This is a genomic window from Alkaliphilus metalliredigens QYMF, assembly GCF_000016985.1.
Classification (GTDB): Bacteria; Bacillota; Clostridia; order Peptostreptococcales; family Natronincolaceae; genus Alkaliphilus_A; species Alkaliphilus_A metalliredigens.
The window spans coordinates 1196468-1216381 of the sequence record NC_009633.1 but is presented as its reverse complement, the minus strand read 5'-3'; the positions used below and the strand labels follow the sequence as shown (position 1 = coordinate 1216381).

General features: G+C 34.4%; 23 protein-coding genes. 3 read left to right on the top strand and 20 right to left on the bottom strand.

Annotated features, from left to right (window positions below; all coding sequences use genetic code 11):
- Positions 1 to 22 precede the first annotated feature (22 nt).
- A complete protein-coding gene (locus tag AMET_RS05735; RefSeq protein WP_041721426.1) occupies positions 23 to 1477 on the bottom strand; it encodes an ISNCY family transposase in 1455 nt (484 codons plus the stop codon).
- Between the two features lie 168 nt (positions 1478 to 1645).
- On the opposite strand from AMET_RS05735, the gene phnC reads away from it, so the two are divergent.
- The 3 genes from phnC to phnE (AMET_RS05720) are packed head-to-tail and all read left to right on the top strand — an operon-like array spanning position 1646 to position 4117.
- A complete protein-coding gene (gene phnC, locus AMET_RS05730) occupies positions 1646 to 2389 on the top strand; it encodes a phosphonate ABC transporter ATP-binding protein (RefSeq protein WP_012062413.1) in 744 nt (247 codons plus the stop codon).
- 19 nt (positions 2390 to 2408) lie between these two features.
- The gene (phnE, locus tag AMET_RS05725; RefSeq protein WP_012062412.1) at positions 2409 to 3278 is read left to right on the top strand and encodes a phosphonate ABC transporter, permease protein PhnE; all 870 of its coding nucleotides are present in this window, start codon (positions 2409 to 2411) and stop codon (positions 3276 to 3278) included.
- Positions 3275 to 4117: a phosphonate ABC transporter, permease protein PhnE gene (gene phnE / locus AMET_RS05720; RefSeq protein WP_012062411.1), complete on the top strand. Its 843-nt coding sequence runs from the start codon at positions 3275 to 3277 to the stop codon at positions 4115 to 4117. Before phnE (AMET_RS05725) ends, phnE (AMET_RS05720) begins: the two co-directional genes overlap by 4 nt.
- Positions 4118 to 4413: 296 nt before the next feature.
- Here the strand turns inward: phnE (AMET_RS05720) and AMET_RS26825 are convergent, their stop codons facing one another.
- From AMET_RS26825 to AMET_RS05625, 19 genes are all read right to left on the bottom strand, one after another.
- The gene (locus AMET_RS26825; protein WP_278184238.1) at positions 4414 to 4548 is read right to left on the bottom strand and encodes a hypothetical protein; all 135 of its coding nucleotides are present in this window, start codon (positions 4546 to 4548) and stop codon (positions 4414 to 4416) included.
- Between the two features lie 22 nt (positions 4549 to 4570).
- On the bottom strand, positions 4571 to 5278 hold the full coding sequence (locus AMET_RS05710; protein ID WP_012062410.1) for a phosphonate C-P lyase system protein PhnL: 708 nt from the start codon (positions 5276 to 5278) through the stop codon (positions 4571 to 4573).
- Between the two features lie 39 nt (positions 5279 to 5317).
- Positions 5318 to 6511 carry a phosphonate metabolism protein PhnM gene (gene phnM, locus AMET_RS05705; protein ID WP_012062409.1) on the bottom strand — a complete coding sequence of 398 codons (1194 nt, stop codon included), beginning with the start codon at positions 6509 to 6511 and terminating at the stop codon, positions 5318 to 5320.
- 44 nt (positions 6512 to 6555) lie between these two features.
- On the bottom strand, positions 6556 to 7401 hold the full coding sequence (locus AMET_RS05700; RefSeq protein WP_012062408.1) for an ATP-binding cassette domain-containing protein: 846 nt from the start codon (positions 7399 to 7401) through the stop codon (positions 6556 to 6558).
- Positions 7394 to 8263 carry an alpha-D-ribose 1-methylphosphonate 5-phosphate C-P-lyase PhnJ gene (locus AMET_RS05695; protein WP_012062407.1) on the bottom strand — a complete coding sequence of 290 codons (870 nt, stop codon included), beginning with the start codon at positions 8261 to 8263 and terminating at the stop codon, positions 7394 to 7396. Before AMET_RS05695 ends, AMET_RS05700 begins: the two co-directional genes overlap by 8 nt.
- Positions 8247 to 9452, bottom strand: coding sequence for a carbon-phosphorus lyase complex subunit PhnI (locus tag AMET_RS05690; protein ID WP_012062406.1), 1206 nt, complete (start codon positions 9450 to 9452; stop codon positions 8247 to 8249). The genes AMET_RS05695 and AMET_RS05690 overlap by 17 nt, the downstream gene beginning before the upstream one ends.
- A 1-nt stretch (position 9453) precedes the next feature.
- Entirely contained in the window at positions 9454 to 10050 is a 597-nt protein-coding gene (gene phnH, locus AMET_RS05685; protein WP_012062405.1) for a phosphonate C-P lyase system protein PhnH, read from the bottom strand.
- Between the two features lie 32 nt (positions 10051 to 10082).
- A complete protein-coding gene (gene phnG, locus AMET_RS05680; RefSeq protein ID WP_012062404.1) occupies positions 10083 to 10508 on the bottom strand; it encodes a phosphonate C-P lyase system protein PhnG in 426 nt (141 codons plus the stop codon).
- 255 nt (positions 10509 to 10763) lie between these two features.
- Positions 10764 to 11363, bottom strand: a complete 600-nt coding sequence (locus AMET_RS05675; RefSeq protein WP_012062403.1) for a 5' nucleotidase, NT5C type — start codon at positions 11361 to 11363, stop codon at positions 10764 to 10766.
- 60 nt (positions 11364 to 11423) lie between these two features.
- On the bottom strand, positions 11424 to 12134 hold the full coding sequence (locus AMET_RS05670) for a GntR family transcriptional regulator (RefSeq protein ID WP_012062402.1): 711 nt from the start codon (positions 12132 to 12134) through the stop codon (positions 11424 to 11426).
- Between the two features lie 432 nt (positions 12135 to 12566).
- The gene (locus AMET_RS05665) at positions 12567 to 14165 is read right to left on the bottom strand and encodes a complex I subunit 5 family protein (protein ID WP_012062401.1); all 1599 of its coding nucleotides are present in this window, start codon (positions 14163 to 14165) and stop codon (positions 12567 to 12569) included.
- Positions 14162 to 14491: a sodium:proton antiporter gene (locus AMET_RS05660; RefSeq protein WP_083760846.1), complete on the bottom strand. Its 330-nt coding sequence runs from the start codon at positions 14489 to 14491 to the stop codon at positions 14162 to 14164. Before AMET_RS05660 ends, AMET_RS05665 begins: the two co-directional genes overlap by 4 nt.
- A 30-nt stretch (positions 14492 to 14521) precedes the next feature.
- Positions 14522 to 14908, bottom strand: a complete 387-nt coding sequence (locus AMET_RS05655; protein WP_012062399.1) for an MnhB domain-containing protein — start codon at positions 14906 to 14908, stop codon at positions 14522 to 14524.
- Between the two features lie 83 nt (positions 14909 to 14991).
- Positions 14992 to 15255 carry a hypothetical protein gene (locus AMET_RS05650; RefSeq protein ID WP_012062398.1) on the bottom strand — a complete coding sequence of 88 codons (264 nt, stop codon included), beginning with the start codon at positions 15253 to 15255 and terminating at the stop codon, positions 14992 to 14994.
- Entirely contained in the window at positions 15252 to 15791 is a 540-nt protein-coding gene (locus AMET_RS05645) for a Na(+)/H(+) antiporter subunit B (protein WP_012062397.1), read from the bottom strand. The genes AMET_RS05650 and AMET_RS05645 overlap by 4 nt, the downstream gene beginning before the upstream one ends.
- Positions 15788 to 16087: a monovalent cation/H(+) antiporter subunit G gene (gene mnhG / locus AMET_RS05640; protein ID WP_012062396.1), complete on the bottom strand. Its 300-nt coding sequence runs from the start codon at positions 16085 to 16087 to the stop codon at positions 15788 to 15790. Before mnhG ends, AMET_RS05645 begins: the two co-directional genes overlap by 4 nt.
- A 3-nt stretch (positions 16088 to 16090) precedes the next feature.
- On the bottom strand, positions 16091 to 16330 hold the full coding sequence (locus tag AMET_RS05635) for a monovalent cation/H+ antiporter complex subunit F (protein ID WP_207636414.1): 240 nt from the start codon (positions 16328 to 16330) through the stop codon (positions 16091 to 16093).
- A gap of 62 nt (positions 16331 to 16392) precedes the next feature.
- A complete protein-coding gene (locus AMET_RS24170) occupies positions 16393 to 16923 on the bottom strand; it encodes a Na+/H+ antiporter subunit E (protein WP_012062394.1) in 531 nt (176 codons plus the stop codon).
- A gap of 478 nt (positions 16924 to 17401) precedes the next feature.
- Entirely contained in the window at positions 17402 to 19729 is a 2328-nt protein-coding gene (locus AMET_RS05625) for a DNA topoisomerase (RefSeq protein WP_012062393.1), read from the bottom strand.
- Positions 19730 to 19914 lie beyond the last annotated feature (185 nt).

The window sequence follows — 19914 nt, the reverse complement described above, 5'->3', positions numbered from 1 at the left end:
AGAGACAAGGCGTACCGGTTAACTATGCAATAAGTGGTTTTAAACTTCTGATATATTTGTGTTGATGTATTTTGTCAGCAAGGATAACTGTAACAAGCTGCGTTATACCAGCAATAATCAGGTCGGCATGCAATGTTTTAGCATTCTGTGTTCTTCGGTTAGCAATACAAAAGCTATCTTTGAAATGGTTAATGGTTTGCTCAACGACACCTCGGGCTTTATAGGTTTTATCCCAATCATCGGTACCACGAATGGCGCCTGGATATGCCCGTAAGTCTTTTTCAGGATACACATAAATCATTCTACCACAAGGTGATGAAGTACAGGGATTATCGCAATTATGCCGGCGTCGGTACTTGCCGTCTTCACATTTAGTCCAAGACATTTTCGGACAGACAAACTTGAAAGTAGGAATACCACAGCGAAGATGAGAAGTATTGCCTTCAGGCTTCATAGGTAGTTTTGGATCATGAGGACAACAGGGAATCCCATCTTCAGTAAGAGTGTATTCAGAGCTGCTAAGGGAAGAACGAGGATTTAAGGGAATATAAGCTTTATTGAACTTTAAATCCGAAAAAATTCCTTTGTAGATAGAAATGGTATCAAAAGCAGCATCTCCGATAAAGATATTAGGTTGAATGAGTGGATGTTTATTAAAAAAGTCAGATAACACTGGTAAAAGAGCTTTTGCATCACCAAGGGACTTATCCTCATCAGGAGAATCCGACTTTTTGTCAACAACGATGTTAGGATGAGCATTCATAAAATCTTGGTCATAAAAAGTAATATCACGAATAATACCAAGACCATTGGTGATCATCCCAAATTTATAGACATAACAAAAATGACCATTGATGTAAAGTTGCTTGATCTCTGGATTAGCAGCTGCATGAGAAGGCATGGAACCATAGGCTGCTTTATATGGATCATAGGAATCATCAAGGTTATGAGTCTTTTTAAAAGCTTTAAGTTGTTTAATAATTTTATTAGCGTATTTAGGATTGTTTTCAGTAACAAAAGCTTCAATGCCAGAAGTATCAAAGATAGTCATAGAAGCCTTATGAGGATCAATAGCCTGGCAAATAGGTTCAGTGACATCCACAAGATATTCAAAAAATGATTGTAAGTCTGGCAGAAAATCTTGTTTGAATCTAGTAAATCTAGAAGCATCAGGAACATTGGTGAAACCACAAAAATTTCTAAGTTCCTTAGAAAACTGAAGAAAAGTCAGCAACAATGTATCGTTTGGAATGGAGAAAATCCGCTGCAGAAGCAAAGCCCAAACCATTGATGTAAGATGATGTTTTCTAGGTCTGCCAGTAGATGCATAGTAATTACGATGAAAAGAAAGAGGGATTAACTCATCAAGATTAAGGTTTTCTTTTAAAAGAGAAAGAAAGTGATGCTTATCATTTTCAAAATAATTGGCACAATCGGAATAAATTTCAGCCAAAGAAAGCTGTTTGTGTGGTAAAATAGCCATATATAACTCCTTTCAGGTTGGGTGAATTTGTTTCTGTCAATTCAATTTTACCACAATCTGGTGAGGAGTTATATTTTTTTATGCTTAAAAAAGTCCCGCAATAGTGCGGGTTGCGGCGTTTGGCAAACGCCTACTAAATATACAATTGAAGGGAGGATAACAATGACTCAACCTATTTTACAAATTACTGAGCTTAGCAAAGTCTATCCCGATGGAACAGTTGCTTTAAATAATGTGGAACTTGATTTTAAAAAAGGAGAATTTGTCTCCATTATCGGTCCTAGTGGTGCTGGAAAAAGTACTTTAATTCGTTGCATTAATCGACTGGTAGAACCAAGTGGGGGCAAAATCATTTTTAAAGAAAAGGACATTGTAAAGGCAAGAGGAAAAGAACTTCGAATGATCAGAAGACAAATCGGAATGATTTTTCAAGGTCATAACCTTGTTAAACGTTCCGAAACCATCAGAAATGTGCTCCATGGAAATCTTGGTTATATGAATAGTATTAAAGGCGGCCTTGGATTATTTACAAAAGAATCCATTGAGGATGCCATTGGCATTTTAGAAAGAGTTGGTCTTCGAGACCAAGCCTTTAAAAGGGCCGATGAACTCAGTGGGGGCCAACAACAAAGAGTGGGAATCGCCAGAGCCATGGCACAAAATCCATCAATTATTATGGCAGATGAACCCATTGCAAGCCTCGACCCAAAATCCTCAGAGGATGTTATGCGTTATCTAAAAAAAGTTTGTAATGAGGATGGCATTACTGCCCTTGTCAATCTACATCAAGTTGATTTTGCAAAGGAATTTTCAGATCGTATCATTGGTGTTAGAAAGGGTCATATTGTGTTTGATGGTAAACCATCGGATCTAAATGATCGTATGGCCCACCACATCTATAATTAACTACAAAGGACGTGTTCTCATGGGAAATGCTGATGTATTTACTAAGAGTAAAACTATAGATAGGCTGGATTCTAAAAAGGAATTTAGCCTATCCCATAAACTATACCGAAAATATCAAAAAAATAGAAAGTCAAAATTCTATCATCTTTCTACTATTTGGGGATTTGGAATCTTTATTACCCTATGGTCATGGTGGGGTACTGAATTTAAAATGTATTCTATTATTTCAAGTCTGGGAAGTATGTTTGAATTTATTTTTAAAGATTTACTGCCACCAGATTTATCGGTTGCAAGGTCTATGATTTCTGCAACAATGGATACCCTTTATATGAGCATTGTTGGAGTTGCTATTTCCATCGTCTTATCCCTTATATTTGCAATTTTATCTGCAAAGACAACGGCACCAAATGTTTTTATTGGTGAAATTTTAAAAAATATCGTCAGTATGATAAGATCTTTTCCCACTATTATTTTCGGTATTTTTCTTGTGGCTACTTTTGGTTTAGGTACTTTTACCGGTGCTTTAGCCCTAGGTGTAGGAGGGATTGGTATGCTAGGAAAAGCATATACTGAATCTCTTGAACAAATTGACCCCGGTCAAGTAGAAGCCTTAAAATCCGTTGGAGCCAGTTGGTTCCAAATTATTGGTCAAGCTATCATGCCACAGTTTAAACCTTCTTTTATCGCTTGGTCTCTTCACCAAGTTGATTATAATATTAGAGATTCTGCCATTCTAGGTATGATTGGTGCTGGTGGATTAGGAATGGTTTTAATAGGAAGGATACGACTTTTTCAATATAGCCAAGCAGCAACTGCGATTTTATTGATTTTCATTTTAATTATAATCGTAGAATACATTACTTCTAAAATAAGGGAGCAGTTAATATGAGTACTTCATTAGGGAAAAACAAAAATTCATATGGAAAATTTTTTACAAATAAGCGCTTTGCTAAAAAAACATCTTTCATTGTGATGAGTGCGCTCTTTTTATTTAGTTTTTCACAGCTTGATTTTACCATTAAAAAGCTCTTAAATGGATTTGAACGGGGACAATATATGCTTGAACGAATGCTACCACCAGTTGTCACAGATTTGAATGCACTCATCGCTGCGGCACTTGAATCCATCCAGGTAGCAGTTGTCAGTACCATTTTGGGTGTAGCTTTTTCAGCTATTTTGGCTATATTTGCAGCTAATAACACCACCCCACATCAAATTATTTCTTATCTTATCAAAGGCTTTGCTGTATTTGTTCGATCAATTCCTGCTTTAATTTGGGCAATTATGTTTATTGTAGCAGTTGGTTTTGGCCCTAGTGCCGGTATTATGGCCCTTGCCATCAATAGCATCGGTATGCTAGTAAAGGTATATGCTGAATCCATAGAGGAAATGGACAAAGGAGTAATTGAAGCCCTTCGTGCAACAGGTGCTTCTCCTTTTCAAGTTGCTATGCAAGGTATCTTACCTGCAGTGATGAGTATTTTGATTTCGTGGTCGGTTTTTCGCCTTGATATTAATATTCGTTATGCTGCCATTTTAGGTGTTGTGGGGGCTGGTGGAATTGGTGCAGAGCTTGATCGTTACACCAGGGCTTCTAATTATGATCAAGCCTTAGGTGTTACCATTATTATTTTTCTAATGGTTATTTTCGTTGAGAAAATCACGACGTATATTAAGCAGCAACTTGATCTGCCAACAACTGCTTTAGTTGAAGGAGAAGATGAGTGAACTAAAAATTTACTCTTATAACATAAAAAAACACTCACCTTTGAGTGTTTTTTTGCACTATAAGCTAATATTGATTTTCCTAATGGAAGGATCTAGTACTTTTATCACTTCTGTTGGACTTAGTCTCTCACCAATATCAAAGGAAGAATTTGAATAGACTCCATGGCAGTCACTGCCACCAGTTAAGTGTAAATTGTATTGCTCCTTTAACTTTTGAATTCTTTCAATGTCCTCTTTTTTATGAAGCGGATAGTTTAATTCTATACCATCCAGACCTACACCTACAAGTTCATCTACTAAATCATAAGCATTAGATGGGCTAGGATAGCGATCCCACCATCTTTCTTGATTGCTTTAATTGCTTTAATTGGGTTTTCAAAATCTATGGGGATATCACAAACCCCATTATTTTTAAATATTTTTTCAATCACCCCTTTTTAAATGAGTATTTTCTCATCCTTTCATAGTAGACAGCATGCCATCTTTCATCTGTAATTCTTGATCGCAAACTCCTTTCATAAAATCTAAATCGTGAAAAATGCCAAGCATTGTGGTCCCCTGGGCTTTTAATTGTATTATCAGTTCTTTCACTTTCTCTTTAGATCCTTGATCTAGACTTGCAGTTGGTTCATCTAAAAGCAAGAGCCTTGGTTTTTTCACCATTGCTCTTGCAATATTTAACCGCAGCTTTTCACCACCTGAGAAGGTATTTGGATAGCTATCCCACAACGCCTTATCGATTTCAAAGTGAGATAATATTTTCATTGCCTCTTCCTTTGCATAACTTTTCTCACTTCCCATTTCAATTAGCGCTTCTTCTACAAGTTCACTGGCTTTAACCCTTGGCATGCTTTTTAAAAATTGCGACACATATCCTATTTCATACTGTCTTAAATAAATAATCTCTCTTTTCGATGCTTTGGCTAAATTAATTTTTCCAAATTTATTTGAATCATAAAAAATTTCTCCTTGTTGTGGAAGATACGTTCCATATATACATTTTAGAATGGTTGATTTTCCACTTCCACTTCTTCCTGTAATGCCTATAAATTTTCCTTCTTCAAGCTTTAAGTCGACATTTTTCAACGCTCTAATTTCCTTATGAAGTTGATATATATTAAAATCTTTGACTAAATTTTTTATCTCTAATAATATACTCACCGATCATCACACATCCTTTTTTTTTAATAAACTGCACCTTTATTTATTCACAACATTTCTATAATGAACAGTAGATACCATTTCTCCATCTACAAATACTTTTGTAATTTTTGGGAATTCATTATTTAATTTTTCGATCAAGAGCAAGTCTGCTTTTTTATTCTCTTTTATCGAACCAATTTCATTGTCCATATTGACTGCTTTTGCAGGATTGATGGTAGCAAGTTTAAACATTTCAACAATATCTTGATTGTGCTTTTCTTCTAATATAAAAATTGCATGCAGGATTGCAGCAGGATAATAGTCGCTACATAAAATGTTAACACAATTATTTAAAATTGCTTCTACTGCAGACAAATTACCTGAATGAGAACCCCCTAACAAGATATTTGGAGCTCCTACTAAAACATCCATACCTAATTTCTTTGCATACTTTGCCACTTGCAAATCAATAGGAAATTCGCTAATTTGAGTGCCAAAACTTCTTACTAAATCTAATTTGTCTAAAGAATCATCGTCATGGGAGGCTATTGTAATCTTATTTTTAAGTCCTATCTCCGCAATTTCTTTAATCATATCAATCGTAAGTTTTTCATTTTTTATGCTTTTTTCAATTCTATTATCTAATTCTTCCTCTGAAAAATCTCTATATCCCTTTAAATGATTTCTATACATCTCTAAATCACGATACTGTCCTTGTCCTGGCGAATGGTCCATAAAAGAAATTAAATGCACTTTTTTTTCATGAATATATTTTTTCAAATCTTCCACTGCATCGAAATTATCAATCTCTAATCTTGCATGAAAGCGATGACGGATTAAATGCTCACTTAAATGGGTTTTATGAATGGTCTCAACAAACTTTTTTACATTTTCTAAATATCTAACAGGCTTAATGCTAAGACGATCATCTTTCTTGTTAAGAGACAGCGAATGAAACATCGTTGTAATGCCATTATTGATTAAAACCTTTTCCGTTTCTCTAATACTCATAGTAAAGTCCATCAAGCTGGTTGGTCTTGGTGACGTCATATGTTCTATATAGTCTGCATGGATATCTACAAATCCTGGTGTAATAAAAGCACCTTGGGCATCCACTGTTTCACTAACCCCCACTAGGGGTGGCAGATTGCTCTGTTGAATTTTTTCGATTCGATCATTTTTAATATACAAATCATACCCTTGTAAAATTTCGTTTTCCGTTATAATTTTTCCATTTTTAATGACGATCATAAGAAAACCTCCCTTTGATTTTGATTTATAGTTCTTTATCCTTTTTATAATAAAGAATGAACCAGCTCTTGCGTGTATTGGTGCTGTGGATCTTCTAATATTTGATCTGTGATCCCACTTTCAATGATTTTTCCATTTAACATCACAATACTTCTATCAGCTAACATTCTAATGACTGCTAAATCATGAGATACCACAATCATTGTAATTTTTAACTCTCTTTGAATTTTTTTAATCAAATCCAATACATTGGCCTGAACTGATAAATCTAGTCCAGTAGTGACTTCATCCAAAAGAAGTATTGGCGGATTATTTGATAGTGCTTTTGCAATTTGGACTCTTTGCTGCATTCCCCCGGAAAAATTTTCAGGAAACTCTTTTATTCTGACTAAAGGAATATTGACATGCTCTAGGAGCTCGTAACCTCTTTTTTCCATGGTATCTACCCTTCGGTTTCCTGCTGCGATCAACTTTTCTGCAATATTACCGATAGATGATACCTTCATTTTAAGTCCTTTCGTTGGATTTTGATAAACCATGCCTAAAACATGATTTCTAACAAATCTTTTCTTTTGAGAGGATAACGCCAGTATATTTATATTTCCATTTTCATAGTGGTTAATATAAGCTTCCCCCCTTGAAACCTCTTGATCAAAATATAAACAAGATAATAATGTAGACTTACCACTTCCACTCTCCCCCACCACCCCTAAAATCTCTCCTTCAAAAACTTCTAAAGAAATATCTTGACAGGCATAAACCGTTTCACATTTTGGACAATAGTTTTTTTGTAAACTTGTATTTTTAAAATCCCTACAAAACTCACACCCATTTCCATATTGCTTTGTTAAATGATCAATTTTAATCATTGGTTTTTCAAAATTATTCAACCTTTCTCACCTCATCCTCATCATTTATTTTTTGATTCATATTTTCTAAGCAATAGCTAGAATCATTACATTGATAAGTGGTTTTTTCTGTTTTTTCATCAATCATTTCATCTAAAAAGGCATGATTTTCACCACATAAACCACAGAATTTCCCTGTAAAGTCTTCTACTTTAAATGGATAATCCGTAAAGGCTAAAGACCGAACCGTTGTATAGGGTGGTACAGCATAAATCTTTTTTTCTCTACCTGCCCCTAATAATATAAGTGCATCAGCTGAGTCCATTTTAGGGTTATCCCATCTTGGAATGGGGCTTGGTGACATCACATAACGGTCATTTACAAGGACTGGATAATTTGCACCCGTTGTCACATTATTGTATTTTACAATTTGTTCAAACAATCCTAACCAAGCTCCTGTGTATTCTTCATCTGCATGTAGTCCCTTTGTTTTAAATTCACTAGGCTCTACAAAACGAAGGGGCTCTGGTATGGGCACTTGTAAGACCAAAATCTGATCTTCTTTCAATTTCACCTCTGGTATTCTGTGTCTTGATTGAATAATACTTGCATTTTTCGTTTCATCTGTAGATGAAATTCCAGTTGTCCTTTGAATGAGCTTTTTTATATTAACAGCATTGACGGATTCATCTGAACCTTGGTCAATGACTTTTAAGATATCTTTTTTTCCGATTAGGGATAAAGTGAGCTGTAATCCTCCCGTTCCCCATCCTCTTCCAATTGGCATTTCTCTTGATGCAAAAGGGACTTGATATCCTGGAATCGCAACTGCCTTTAATGTCTTTCTTCGAATTTCCTTTTTAGAATTTTCATCTAAGAAAGCAAAATTATAAGAGGTTATCATGATTTTTCACATCCTTTTTCCTAGTTTTTCTTGCTTGCTCTAACTTTGATTGAAACGTTACATAATGAGGTAGCTTAAGATGAGAAATAAATCCAGTGGATTCTACGGAATCGATATGATAAAGAACAAATTCTTCGTCATAGGTTGGAAACTCTTTATTTTTCATTTCTAAACAATTATCTAATACGCTCATGGCAATGGCCTTGCTTTCATTTTGTCCATAGCAGATTCCATAGCCTACATCAAATTCAATTTCATTTTTCCCATTGGGTCTTTTAATGTTTCTAGGGAATAAACTCTCAACTTCCGTTACTTTAATCTCTCCGATATAAAAATCATCTTCTATCACTTGATTTTCTCCATTTTCAATAGGGTTTCCAATATAAAGAGGTAGCTTTCCTACTCTTAATTCTCCCACGGTGGGGTGTGTAGCACCATATCCTCTGATTGCTGCATAACCTAATGAAGTAACTGCACCAGTCTGCCCTCGGGTTAAAATTTGGAGTCTTTCCGATCTTTTAGTTGGGAACTCAATATTTTCCTTTGTAATATCCTTTGGTTCTTCCATTGATTCTTTAAAATCTCTTAGTAGATTCTCTTTTCTTAAAATCGAAATGACTTTTGACATATCCCTTAATGGATCTTTAAATTCTAAAGGTTTTTCATTGATTTTAATGGGTATATGTCCCTGGTTCCTTTCTTCTTTAATATCTGGGACAGATTCTTTTTGTTTTTTTAATTTTTTAGCATATTCTACTAACCAGGCTTTGGTATCCTCTCTTGATTCATTCATTAAGTTAAAGTCAAGTAAACGATGTGTATAGTCACAGGTGGCTCCTAATATTTGTCCCCCTGGTATATCTTTAAAACTTGCTGAAATCCTTCTCTCTATCAACATATCCTTTGACTCTACTGCCTTTGTATAGTGTGTTCTAGAAAGTGTGGACCGATAGGCTCGAAGTAGAAAAACCGCTTCTTCTAAATTACCCTCGGTTTGTTTTATTGCAATTGCTGCAAGCTCTTTTGAGTAAATACTACTCTCGGACATGACCTGATCAATAAAGACCCTCATACCAGATAATATACTTTGAATTTCTATGGTGTCTTGGTTTTTTAGTCTTTCATAGGTTAAGGCCTCAATGGAGGCTTCAATGGCTTTTGTCCCTCCTTTAACTGCAACATACGCCATCTTAACTCACATCCTTTTTATGGATCTCTGTGGTCCTAGGCAAGCACGTAATATTGGCATCTTTATCAATAAAAATCATATCAATCCCCAAGGGAAACTCGATATTCTTTTGATTTCTATTTTCAATCCATGAAAAAGGTGTGTTTATTTTTAAATAAGATTCTTTTTTTATTCCTGGACCTCTTAAGATCAAACCTTTTTCATTTGAAATTTCTTCTACTTCTAAAATAACGGTGGCTGATTTCTGAGGATCTCTTAAATCTCCAATTTTAGAATCATTTAAAGACACTTCTACTTCTTCTTTATTTGCATTTTTTAAAATAAAAATGTAATCTGCTTTTTTTATATCTGCTCTCTTTGAGTAGGTATGCAAATTAATCAGCTGTGAAACTACTTTTTCATTATTAGAGATTACGTTATAGGTAACTTCTGTATCTAATAGTAAATGGAGAATCCCAAAGGTTCCTAGATATAAATCTTGATACTGATCTAATGCCTCGGTTTCTTTTTTGATGTTATTTATTTTTCCTGGCCTTGACATGGCATCTAATACTTTTCTATAAATCATCTGCACATCATGTATACGGTCAAATCCCATCCTTTTTTCCTCCCTTGTTATATTTTCTTTTTTCAATATTCTTGCATAGTTTCAAAACTGACCTTGGTTTTTAATATTCTTTCAACTTCTAGTGCTCTTTGCTTTTGAAGCTTTTTTTCTTCATAAAATAATTTTTCATTCCATTTCTTTGTTTCAATTAACTCTAGGTTGTATGCTGCATCTATAATTGCTAATGTAAGAGCTAAGCTTTCATTGATGCCTGTAACGATACCTAACCCGAGCTGATCTTTTACTTTCACCTTTGCCTCTGTAACCAAAACCTCCCCAATAAAAAATTGCGACTTTCTAGCCTCTTCTTTTATTTTTATCATGGTCAAGGTTTGATGAGGCTTTTCAATAATTGTCATGTCATAATGATTCTCTATTTCCTTTGCAAAGCTTCTCGCTACTTCAATTGGACTTTTAATTAGAATTTCCGTTCTCTTTCTTCTGTTCAAAACTGAACACCTCCTCTTATTTTTAAGTGTATCTTGTTAACAAGTTACTGTCTGTAAAGCTTCTGTTAACAAATTATTTTTTATTGATTTTGAAAATCTTACTTCCCCATTAAAAAATTTTAATAATTTAATCAAAAAAATAGAGAAAAAGCAGAATATACCAAAATATATGCTTTTCCTCTAGGCATCTCCAAGAAAATAACTGGTCAATATGCCGATCTATTTAATTGATTATTTTCTATGGGGTACTTAAACCTATCCCGATGTGGCGATCTTGGCGTATTGATATGTCTTTTGTTCATAACTTTCTATAAAATTCTTTATTTCCATCCAATTCCTCACCCGAGTCATCCCTGTAGATAAGGGACCTTGATTATAATAACAGTCAATAAGTAGTACATTGAATCCATATGATGTAAGCTGCACTGCATTTTCGTATCGATCCTCAATAAAAATATCACAGGCCAGTTCTTGAGCCTTAACAACCTTATTATGTGTCCCTAATAGTGATAAAGTATCGAATGGTATTTCATGATGGAATAACCATTTTTCAGTAATATTTTTCAGCTTTTCCTCTCGAGCTGTCACAAAGTGAATTTGGTGTTTTTCATATAGCTTATCCAGAACTTTCTTTACACCTAGTCTTGCTCTTGCCTCTTCACAGAACGTCTCTTTGTATAAATCATAAAACTTATAATAAGCTTCCATCTCAACGCCTAGTACCTCATGAATATCATAAACCTTTACTTCCTTAGGTGTAATTTTGGTATTAAAACAGTCATTAGCCCTTGGAATCCAGTCATAGGCTTCTGTGATAGTTCCATCAATATCAATGCATAGGCTTAATCGCTTCATCACTTATTCCTCCTTGTCATTTTCTATACTTTCGATTGTACCTAAATCCTCTCAGTAACCTTATTCAACAATATACTTAAAGGAATCTCCTCGGTAAAGGATCCTTGTATATTCCAACATCCTATTATCAATGCTATCTATACAGTTGGTTTCAACAATTAATAAAGGGACTAAGTCAGGGCAACATAGTAATTCTCTCTCCTTTAAAGTTGCAAATTGAATACTTAATATACTTTTATTAGACTCAAATTTCTCATATCCTTGTCCTCTATAATAATCAAACATTGATTGAATTGCTTTTCCGCTTTCTTCAATATCCTTAAACAGAGATTTAGCTACATAAGATACATGCAGGGCAATAGGCCTACTGTCTACTATTCTTAACCTTCCTATTTTATAAACCTCAGCTTCTTTTTTTACTCCTAATTCCTTATGAATCGTCTCCTCATACTTGATTTTAGTGCAAAAAATATTCTTGGTTTCTAGGTTATAGCCTTTATCTAGCATCTTTTTTGTAAAGCTCTCACTCCCATTTAAAGTCAACTCTATTAACTGACTGCGATTCTTCAAATATCTTCCCTTACCCTGTACCGAGTAAATATATCCCATTTCCTGTAACTTTATATAGGCTTTTCTGACGATCATTCTTGATACTTTGTAGGCACTAGACAATTCATATTCCGATGGAAGCTTTTCTTTAGCCAAATACTTTCCATCATATATATCATTCATCAGTTGATCTACAATAATTGATTCAATATCACTTCCCATAAGGCTTCCTCCAATCAAATTTATATCAAGATGAACTATATGATATGAGTGTACTTTGTCTAGGTTAATAGGGTATTAAATTACTGTTAATTTCTCATTAAAATAACAACTATATATAATTAAAGACACTAAAAAAGAGCATCTAAAGGGGGAGGAAAGATACTCTTTTTTAACTTAACTAGTGCCTTTTCTGATATTTCTACCAATATAATCTATAATAGTTACGATAATCACAAGAATAGACAGCATAATACCAATAGATTCCCGATTCCACAACACCTGCTACATTTTAGCTTGTACAAAACTAAATAGTAATCGTCATAGAGTCATTTTGTAAATAATTTTAAATTCATTGCCTATTACAGGATATCACCTTCTATTAATTACTTTGTTATGTAGTGGTAAAGTTTATGTTAAAAAAAGATTAAAAAGCTATATTTTTAACATCATATACAGCACTGTCATGCTAAAGAAAGTTGTTATACAAATACATATATCATTAAAACTTAGCTCCAATTCCTTAACACGATATAATAGTTGAGATTTTAATATAACCTGCTTATAAATCAGACCGCCTATTCCTAGAGATACAACATAAAGGGCTGCTTTTTCCCAATAGGCTATTGAATCGATGGCTACTTGTTGTTGGAATAACAGATAAATAAACTTCTCACCATAAATACCTCCTATCAGGCAAATAAATCCTAGGAAAAGAACGATGCCCCCCTCATATTTATCTATGGGAACTGGTTCAACTTTACTATCACCATATAATATTGAAGCGTATTTCACAAAGGAGATGATGGTCCCCAAATTCACAATCAGAATACCATACTCTGTTATATTACCTGTCACAGCGCTTTGGATCAGATATTTAGAAATACTCCCGTTAAAAAGGGGTGCACCGGTAATCCCCAGGATTGCCATGATGGTTGCAATGGCCACTACAGGCATTCTTTTAAAAACCCCTTTGATTTCCCATATATTCCTTGTTTTATATTCCTTCATAATCATGCCTGCCGTTAGGAAGAGGGTAGATTTAAAGAATGCGTGATTGATAATGTGGTATTTCCCACCCCAATAGGCGTAGCTACTGGGATAGTTAAGTGCTATCATAATAAGACCAATTTGGGAAACCGTATGATAAGCAAGTATTAACTTCAAATCACTCTGGGATAATGCCAGGATGAAACCTATTACTCCTGTTAAAAAACCTAATAGCAAGAAATATTGGGATGTATCAATAGCCCCTCCAAATAACTGCTGTACCCTAATAAATAAATATACACCAATTTTAACATAAAGCCCCGATAATATTGCCGATATAATCGATGGGGCACTTGGGGTGCCATGGGCCTTAGGTAACCAACTAAATAACGGTATTAAAGCTGATTTTAATCCTACAGCGGTGATGATTAATGCATATCCTATGACAAGAGATCGGGGCTGTGTAACAAGCCCTATATTTTCTTGAATACCCTGAAAATCTAAGACCCCAAAGGTTTTATAGATAAATCCCACACCAAATAAAAACATCGTCATGGCTACGAAGTTCATCAGTAAATATACAATGCCATCATAGATAGAGCGGGTATCTTTTTTAAACATAATCAATACACTGACAATAATGGTAGCAACTTCAATTAAGACATAAATATTAAATAAATCACTTGATAAAAAAATTCCATTGATTAACCCCTGGAGCGTCATGAATAAGAACAGAAAATGTTTATTAGAGTAGGAACTACTGTAACTAAAGATCATCATGGATAAAAACAAAATAGCTGTAAGCATGATAAGGGCGGCAGAAAGAAGGTCACATTTCAAAATTATCCCAGCATAATTACTCCAACCTCCAAGGTTCTCCGTCATTGGACCATGTTGTCTTATAGCTACAAAGTTTAAAACTGCCCCCAGCAGAAAAAATGTTTGAATAAAGATAGCAAGCATACGCATACGTTTATTTGGAAACAGATACATAAGTATCGCCACAAATATAGGCAATAACACAAGTACATGTAGTTTTATCATGATCCTAGCTCTCTCCTTTTTTTAATTAACTCCTGCCAATCTGTTGTGCCATATTTATGCTGGATGGCTATTAACATAGCTAGACTTACAGCCGTAACCGCCACACCTATGACAATGGCCGTCAGCATCAGCGCCTGAGGTAATGGGTCGGAAACATTGGTTTGGTGCCCTACACCAATTGGAGGTTGGGCTCCGACTTGAAAATTAATGGTAACAAAGAATAATACAATAGCACTTTGCATGATCTCAATAGATATAATTGCCTTAATCATACTACGTTGTGTACATAAACCATAAAGACCTATAAAAAATAATAATACACTTATACTCTCACCATTTACTAGTTGGATAAGCCATCACCTACCTCCATCAAAAACAAATGTAAAAAATATAATACTTAATCCACAGCCTACCTTGAGTCCAATTAATACATTCATTGTAATGAGATAAAATTCATTTAGAAAAGGGAACCTTGTTTTAAATTCCCACAGAACGAATACGATAGGAACAATCATGATGAGAATAAAAAAGGCTTTTTCTAACACCTGTAGAATATTCATCCTGATATCCTGTATAGATAATCCAAGATATCGACTCATAAATACAGCCGATAAAATAGCACCTCCTTGGAATCCTCCCCCGGGTGTCTTGTGTCCGTTAAGTATAATATAAAAACCAAAGAGGAGAATAAATGGATGCATGATACCGATCACTCTAGCTATAATTTCAGAATTTTCCTTCATAAGTAACACCCTTTCCTTTTGCCCTATTTATCAAGGAATATAGTAAAAAGTTATATCCTCCTTGTAAGGGACTTAATCCTTCCCTAAGCCTCATCCTCCTTACCATGATAGAAATGGCTGACTGCCACCACACTAATTAAAAGGGTGAGTGCTTCAAAAAGGGTATCATAGACTCGATAATTTAGAACAATTCCAGCTACAGCATTTTGTGCCTTTGTATCTTCGTAGAAATTCCCTACATAATATTGCATTAATCCATCAGACAGTACTTCATTATGTTGAAGATGTATCCACATTACCAGGACAAATAGGCAAAAAATATATATAAATATCAGTAACTTCCTCACTCCACATCACCCTCTGCCAATCGATAGATTGTAATATTCCTTTCTTTATCCCCTTCCATTAAAACCCTACATTTATGTAAAAGATCATGTTGTCCAAGACCATATATATAAATTTCTGCTCCTTTTTGCCTGATGATTAAATCATAGTTATGCTGTTTTTCGATACTCGCTACAGGTTGGTCAGTATAGATTACTTGAGAATCTAAACCATGAAGAAGACAATAGCCCTTAATCTCCTTTAGTATGCCTGCCCCTTCTTTTGATTGATTGTCATCGTTACTCATTTCATCATCACCATGGGTATAATAGATCAAAACCATATTTTTCTTCTGAAGGGCTATAAGATATAGTATTGTTCCAAGGGTACTGGTAATTACAGCTTGAGCTATAGCAACATCAGGAGCACTATAGAATAAATAACAAAATGAAATCGCCAGTGCAAAAATCCCTACATAGATGACCGCTCTACGGACCTGGCTCGTTTGAACAGCTAATATGGCAAACACCACTATGAGGGTGTAGAAAACATAAATCATCCCTCCTCCCCCTTCTTTATCCTATAACCACTTAAGTAAGCTGAACGGGCAATGGAATGGGAAATTAATGGATTCGTCATAATAGCTATTACTATAATAAGCATTATTTTTAATGAGAAATAAATATTGCCATTTACCAGCATCGCACCAATCAGTAGTGTAACAAGACCGACGGTATCTACCTTTGATGCAACCAATATCCTAGAATAAAAATCATTAAATCTAAATATGCCATAGACACCGAAGGCGATACATACAATACCTAGGCCCATAAAAATGTATCCAATAATCATCATAGACTACACCCTGCCCTTCTCCTGAATAAATTTTGATGTGTAAATCATCCCTATAAACCCTAACAGAACATATACGATGGCAGTGTCGATAATATATTTCTGTTCCGTTATGATTGCATATAACACAATAAGCATCGTAATTTTTGAGGAAATAAGGCTTAGGCCTAAAAGTCGATCCCATATGGTAGGACCTAAAATGCTTCTGATTGAAGTTATCAGTCCTAGCAAAATTAAGATAAACATTACATGTTTGATAAACATTTAACCTATCCACCCCCTCCTATGCCACTTTTCCCATGGTTCTACTATTTATTATTCTTGAGGATTTTCTCAAAACCTCCCTTGATGATGTCCCCTACTTTGTCACAATCCTTCGTAATACAATCCAACCATAGGACTTTAAGGTTTTGCCCTTCCTTATCTACAGTGATGGTTCCTGGTGTTAAGGTGATGGAATTAGCCAGGACACAGATTAATAAGTCATCCTCCAATTCTGTACTGATTTCTACAATATCTGGATTAATCTTTCCTGAGATTATTTTACCAATAGTGATAAAACCAGCAGTATATACCTGAATAATTAAGTAAAATAAATACTTTACCAATAGAATAGGGTTTAATCTCCAGTGAACTTTATGCTCCTCTTGTATAAGAAATTGCTCCGTAGAAAAAATTGAACCTAATCCCAATATACAGCCCAACAATATGCTTTTGATCGATAGATCTTCACTCAATATGACCCATATAGTTGACGAAAATAGGATAATCACAAAATAATGTTTAACCTTTTTTATGATCTTGGTAATGCAAGATGTTGGGGAAATATTTTTTCCCATTACCGATACACCTTCCTTCTATCCTGAATTTTCCTATCCTTTCCAACTTAATACAGTACTTTGTATACAAAACAAACTCCGTCGATAGATTACCTCTATATTACCATAATATTCTAACTAATTGAACTCTTTTTGTCCATTATATCTTATGCTTTACTCAATCATTGTATAATGATGAGTGTTAGTAACCATAGCAAAGCTTCTTGATGATTCATTGTATTCTAAAACACCAAATAAAAAAGAGAGAATCAAATAGTGTTTCTAATTTTGATTCTCTCTTTTTATATTTTTAATTGAGTATAACTTTATAAGCAATTGATGTTATCTTTTTTTGCTAATTTTTCACGAGAATGTTGAGGTATTTGGTGTCATCTAAAGCTTCAATACCATAATTGACATCTGCTTCAAGAGCTACTATTTCTCCTGCTGTTAAACTATAATAACTTTATCTGAATTTAAAACAACCAGTAAGTCCTTGTTATTCGGTAGTTGGGGTAACATTTTTAAGCTGAAGTTCACCTTTTTTGTTATCTTTAAACTCTAAGGATGCTGTACATTTTTCATTTGTCTGTGGCAATACGATACTTACTTTGTCAATTTGCCCTTTTTCAAGTAATGCTTTTATCATCTCTTCATCGATTTCTTGTTCATAACGCTTCAGACTATCCTTCCATACAGTAAATTTACAGTTTTGCTTCCAATTACTACAATAGAATGCTTTGCTATTCTCTAAAACTTCCCCGGTTTCACATGCGATACACTTCCCAAGTGCAAGCCTTCCTACTCTTTTTCCCTTTGTGTCCTGATTTCCTTTATTGGTAGTGGACTTAATTGAGCGCGAATTTAGTAAATTAGGTTGATTGCTTAATTTGAGCACCTTTTGCGTATTCTTTCTTATATATGCTTCTAGCTTTATCATATATTCATCACACTGGATCTCTCCGTTGGCAATCATACCCAGACCCTTTTCCCAGCTAGCAGTAAGCTCTGGCTTCAAAAGCGATGGAATAGACTCATCAACCACATCATAAATTGATTCTCCCAATGACGTAGGGGTTAATATTTGTGTCTTTTTATTTAACGCAATATAACTGATTTGCTGTAATTTATTGAGTATCCCAGATCTGGTGGCACTGGTGCCAATACCACTGCCTTTGATTTTTTCTCTTAATTCCTCATCTTCAATTAATTTTCCCGCACTCTCCATTGCCAAAATAATAGAACCAGAACTATATCTTTTAGGTGGTGTGGTCTCCGATTCCTTGATTTCTAATTTATTAATTTTCACCGTCTGTCCTTTTTTTAACTTTTTCAATGTTTCTTCTTTATCTAGACTTGAAGCACCATCCTTTTTACCATCATTTAATATCTCTAGGTATCCTTCCTGTATACATACCTTTGAGGTGGTGAAAAAGCTCTCCGTCTTAATTTTCGTCGTAATCGATAACTGACTAAAAATGGCAGGCGGATAAAAGATAGCTAAAAAGCGTCGTACAATCAATAAAAACGTCTCTTTTTCATAATCTGTTAATCTATTAAAGCTGCCTAACCCTTCTCCTGTTGGAATGATTGCATAGTGATCCGTAATTGCCTTATCATTTACATACTTTGTTTTCTGCAACTCTTTGTATAAGCCTTCATTTACTATTTTTTGAATAAAATCATTAATCCCTTCATCACCAGGCTCTAACTGACAGGATTGTTTAACACGTAAAAGACCCTTTAAATTTGAATGTATCTCTTTGGCCACAGCATTGGACAAAACCCTGGCATCAGTTCTTGGATAGGTGATCATCTTCTTCTCATACAACTTTTGTGCGACCTTCAATGTTTCATCTGGATTTATTTTCAATTTTTTTGAAAGCTCATTTTGTAATTCAGCTAAGTTATATAGTAATGGGGGATTCTTGGTTTCTTTTTTCTTTTTAATGGTCTCCACAACTGCTGTTAACTCTGTATTGTCTTCTTTTAATTCCCTAATGAATTTTTCAGCAGACTTCACTTCCTTAAATCCGATATCTTTATAAAGCAAATCAGACATGTAATAATTAGAACTTTCAATGGCCTTCCATTCTCCGTCATAATCCATGGATTGATCCAATTGAAAATTGGATATAATTTTATAATATGGTGTTTTCACAAACTCTCTAATTTCTCTTTCTCTTTGAACGACCATTCCTAAAACACATGTCATAACTCTTCCAACTGCGATGACAACATATTTTTTTCCTAAACGTTTACTGAGTGCACTTCCATAACTAAGCGTCAACAGTCTTGAAAAGTTTATTCCCATTAAATAATCTTCCTTAGCTCGTAGATAGGCTGCATTTGCTAAATTATCATATTCATCTAATGGCTTTGCATTCTTAACACCCTTTTTTATTTCTTCTTCTGTTTGTGAGTCAATCCAAACTCTCTTTTTCGTTTTACCCTTAACATTAACCATCTCATCTACCAGTCTATAGATATATTCACCTTCACGTCCTGAGTCTGTACATACATAGATCGTTGATATGTCCGTTCTCTTCATCAGTGTCTTGATTATATCAAACTGTTTTTTTACATTTTTAATTACTTCATATTTATACTTGTTTGGCAAAAATGGCAGGTCCTTAAGTACCCATTTTTTATATTTGTCGTCATATTTATCAGGATAGCTCATGGTTACTAAATGTCCGATACACCATGTCACAACAGCCTCATTTGATTCGATAAATCCATCTTTTTTGTTTCCCTTGATATTTAATGTTTTTGCAAATTCTAGCGCAACACTTGGCTTTTCAGCAATATATAATGACTTACTCATCTAAACACTTCACTTTCTACACATTTAATTTTTATAAAATCAAGAAGTACATCTTTATTGTATCGACTGTTTCATAGTATCAAAAGTAGTAATCATACCCTATTATATCATTAAATTACTTTTTTCTAATCTGAATTAACAATTTACTAATCAAAGCTAGGGCTTTGTTAGAGTTTCTGCTCTTT

What these genes read in the sequence shown, in the direction of transcription:
- AMET_RS05675 (WP_012062403.1), bottom strand. Translation starts at nt 11,363, where the DNA reads ATGAAGCGATTAAGCCTATGCATTGATATTGATGGAACTATCACAGAA.
- AMET_RS05625 (WP_012062393.1), bottom strand. Translation starts at nt 19,729, where the DNA reads ATGAGTAAGTCATTATATATTGCTGAAAAGCCAAGTGTTGCGCTAGAA.
- AMET_RS24170 (WP_012062394.1), bottom strand. Translation starts at nt 16,923, where the DNA reads ATGGGAAAAAATATTTCCCCAACATCTTGCATTACCAAGATCATAAAA.
- phnE (WP_012062412.1), top strand. Translation starts at nt 2,409, where the DNA reads ATGGGAAATGCTGATGTATTTACTAAGAGTAAAACTATAGATAGGCTG.
- AMET_RS05645 (WP_012062397.1), bottom strand. Translation starts at nt 15,791, where the DNA reads ATGATTTATGTTTTCTACACCCTCATAGTGGTGTTTGCCATATTAGCT.
- AMET_RS05695 (WP_012062407.1), bottom strand. Translation starts at nt 8,263, where the DNA reads ATGATAACCTCTTATAATTTTGCTTTCTTAGATGAAAATTCTAAAAAG.
- AMET_RS05655 (WP_012062399.1), bottom strand. Translation starts at nt 14,908, where the DNA reads ATGAAGGAAAATTCTGAAATTATAGCTAGAGTGATCGGTATCATGCAT.
- phnH (WP_012062405.1), bottom strand. Translation starts at nt 10,050, where the DNA reads ATGGGATTTGACCGTATACATGATGTGCAGATGATTTATAGAAAAGTA.
- phnE (WP_012062411.1), top strand. Translation starts at nt 3,275, where the DNA reads ATGAGTACTTCATTAGGGAAAAACAAAAATTCATATGGAAAATTTTTT.
- phnM (WP_012062409.1), bottom strand. Translation starts at nt 6,511, where the DNA reads ATGATCGTCATTAAAAATGGAAAAATTATAACGGAAAACGAAATTTTA.
- AMET_RS05665 (WP_012062401.1), bottom strand. Translation starts at nt 14,165, where the DNA reads ATGATAAAACTACATGTACTTGTGTTATTGCCTATATTTGTGGCGATA.
- AMET_RS05690 (WP_012062406.1), bottom strand. Translation starts at nt 9,452, where the DNA reads ATGGCGTATGTTGCAGTTAAAGGAGGGACAAAAGCCATTGAAGCCTCC.
- AMET_RS05635 (WP_207636414.1), bottom strand. Translation starts at nt 16,330, where the DNA reads ATGTTTATCTTAATTTTGCTAGGACTGATAACTTCAATCAGAAGCATT.
- AMET_RS05670 (WP_012062402.1), bottom strand. Translation starts at nt 12,134, where the DNA reads ATGGGAAGTGATATTGAATCAATTATTGTAGATCAACTGATGAATGAT.
- phnC (WP_012062413.1), top strand. Translation starts at nt 1,646, where the DNA reads ATGACTCAACCTATTTTACAAATTACTGAGCTTAGCAAAGTCTATCCC.
- mnhG (WP_012062396.1), bottom strand. Translation starts at nt 16,087, where the DNA reads ATGATGATTATTGGATACATTTTTATGGGCCTAGGTATTGTATGTATC.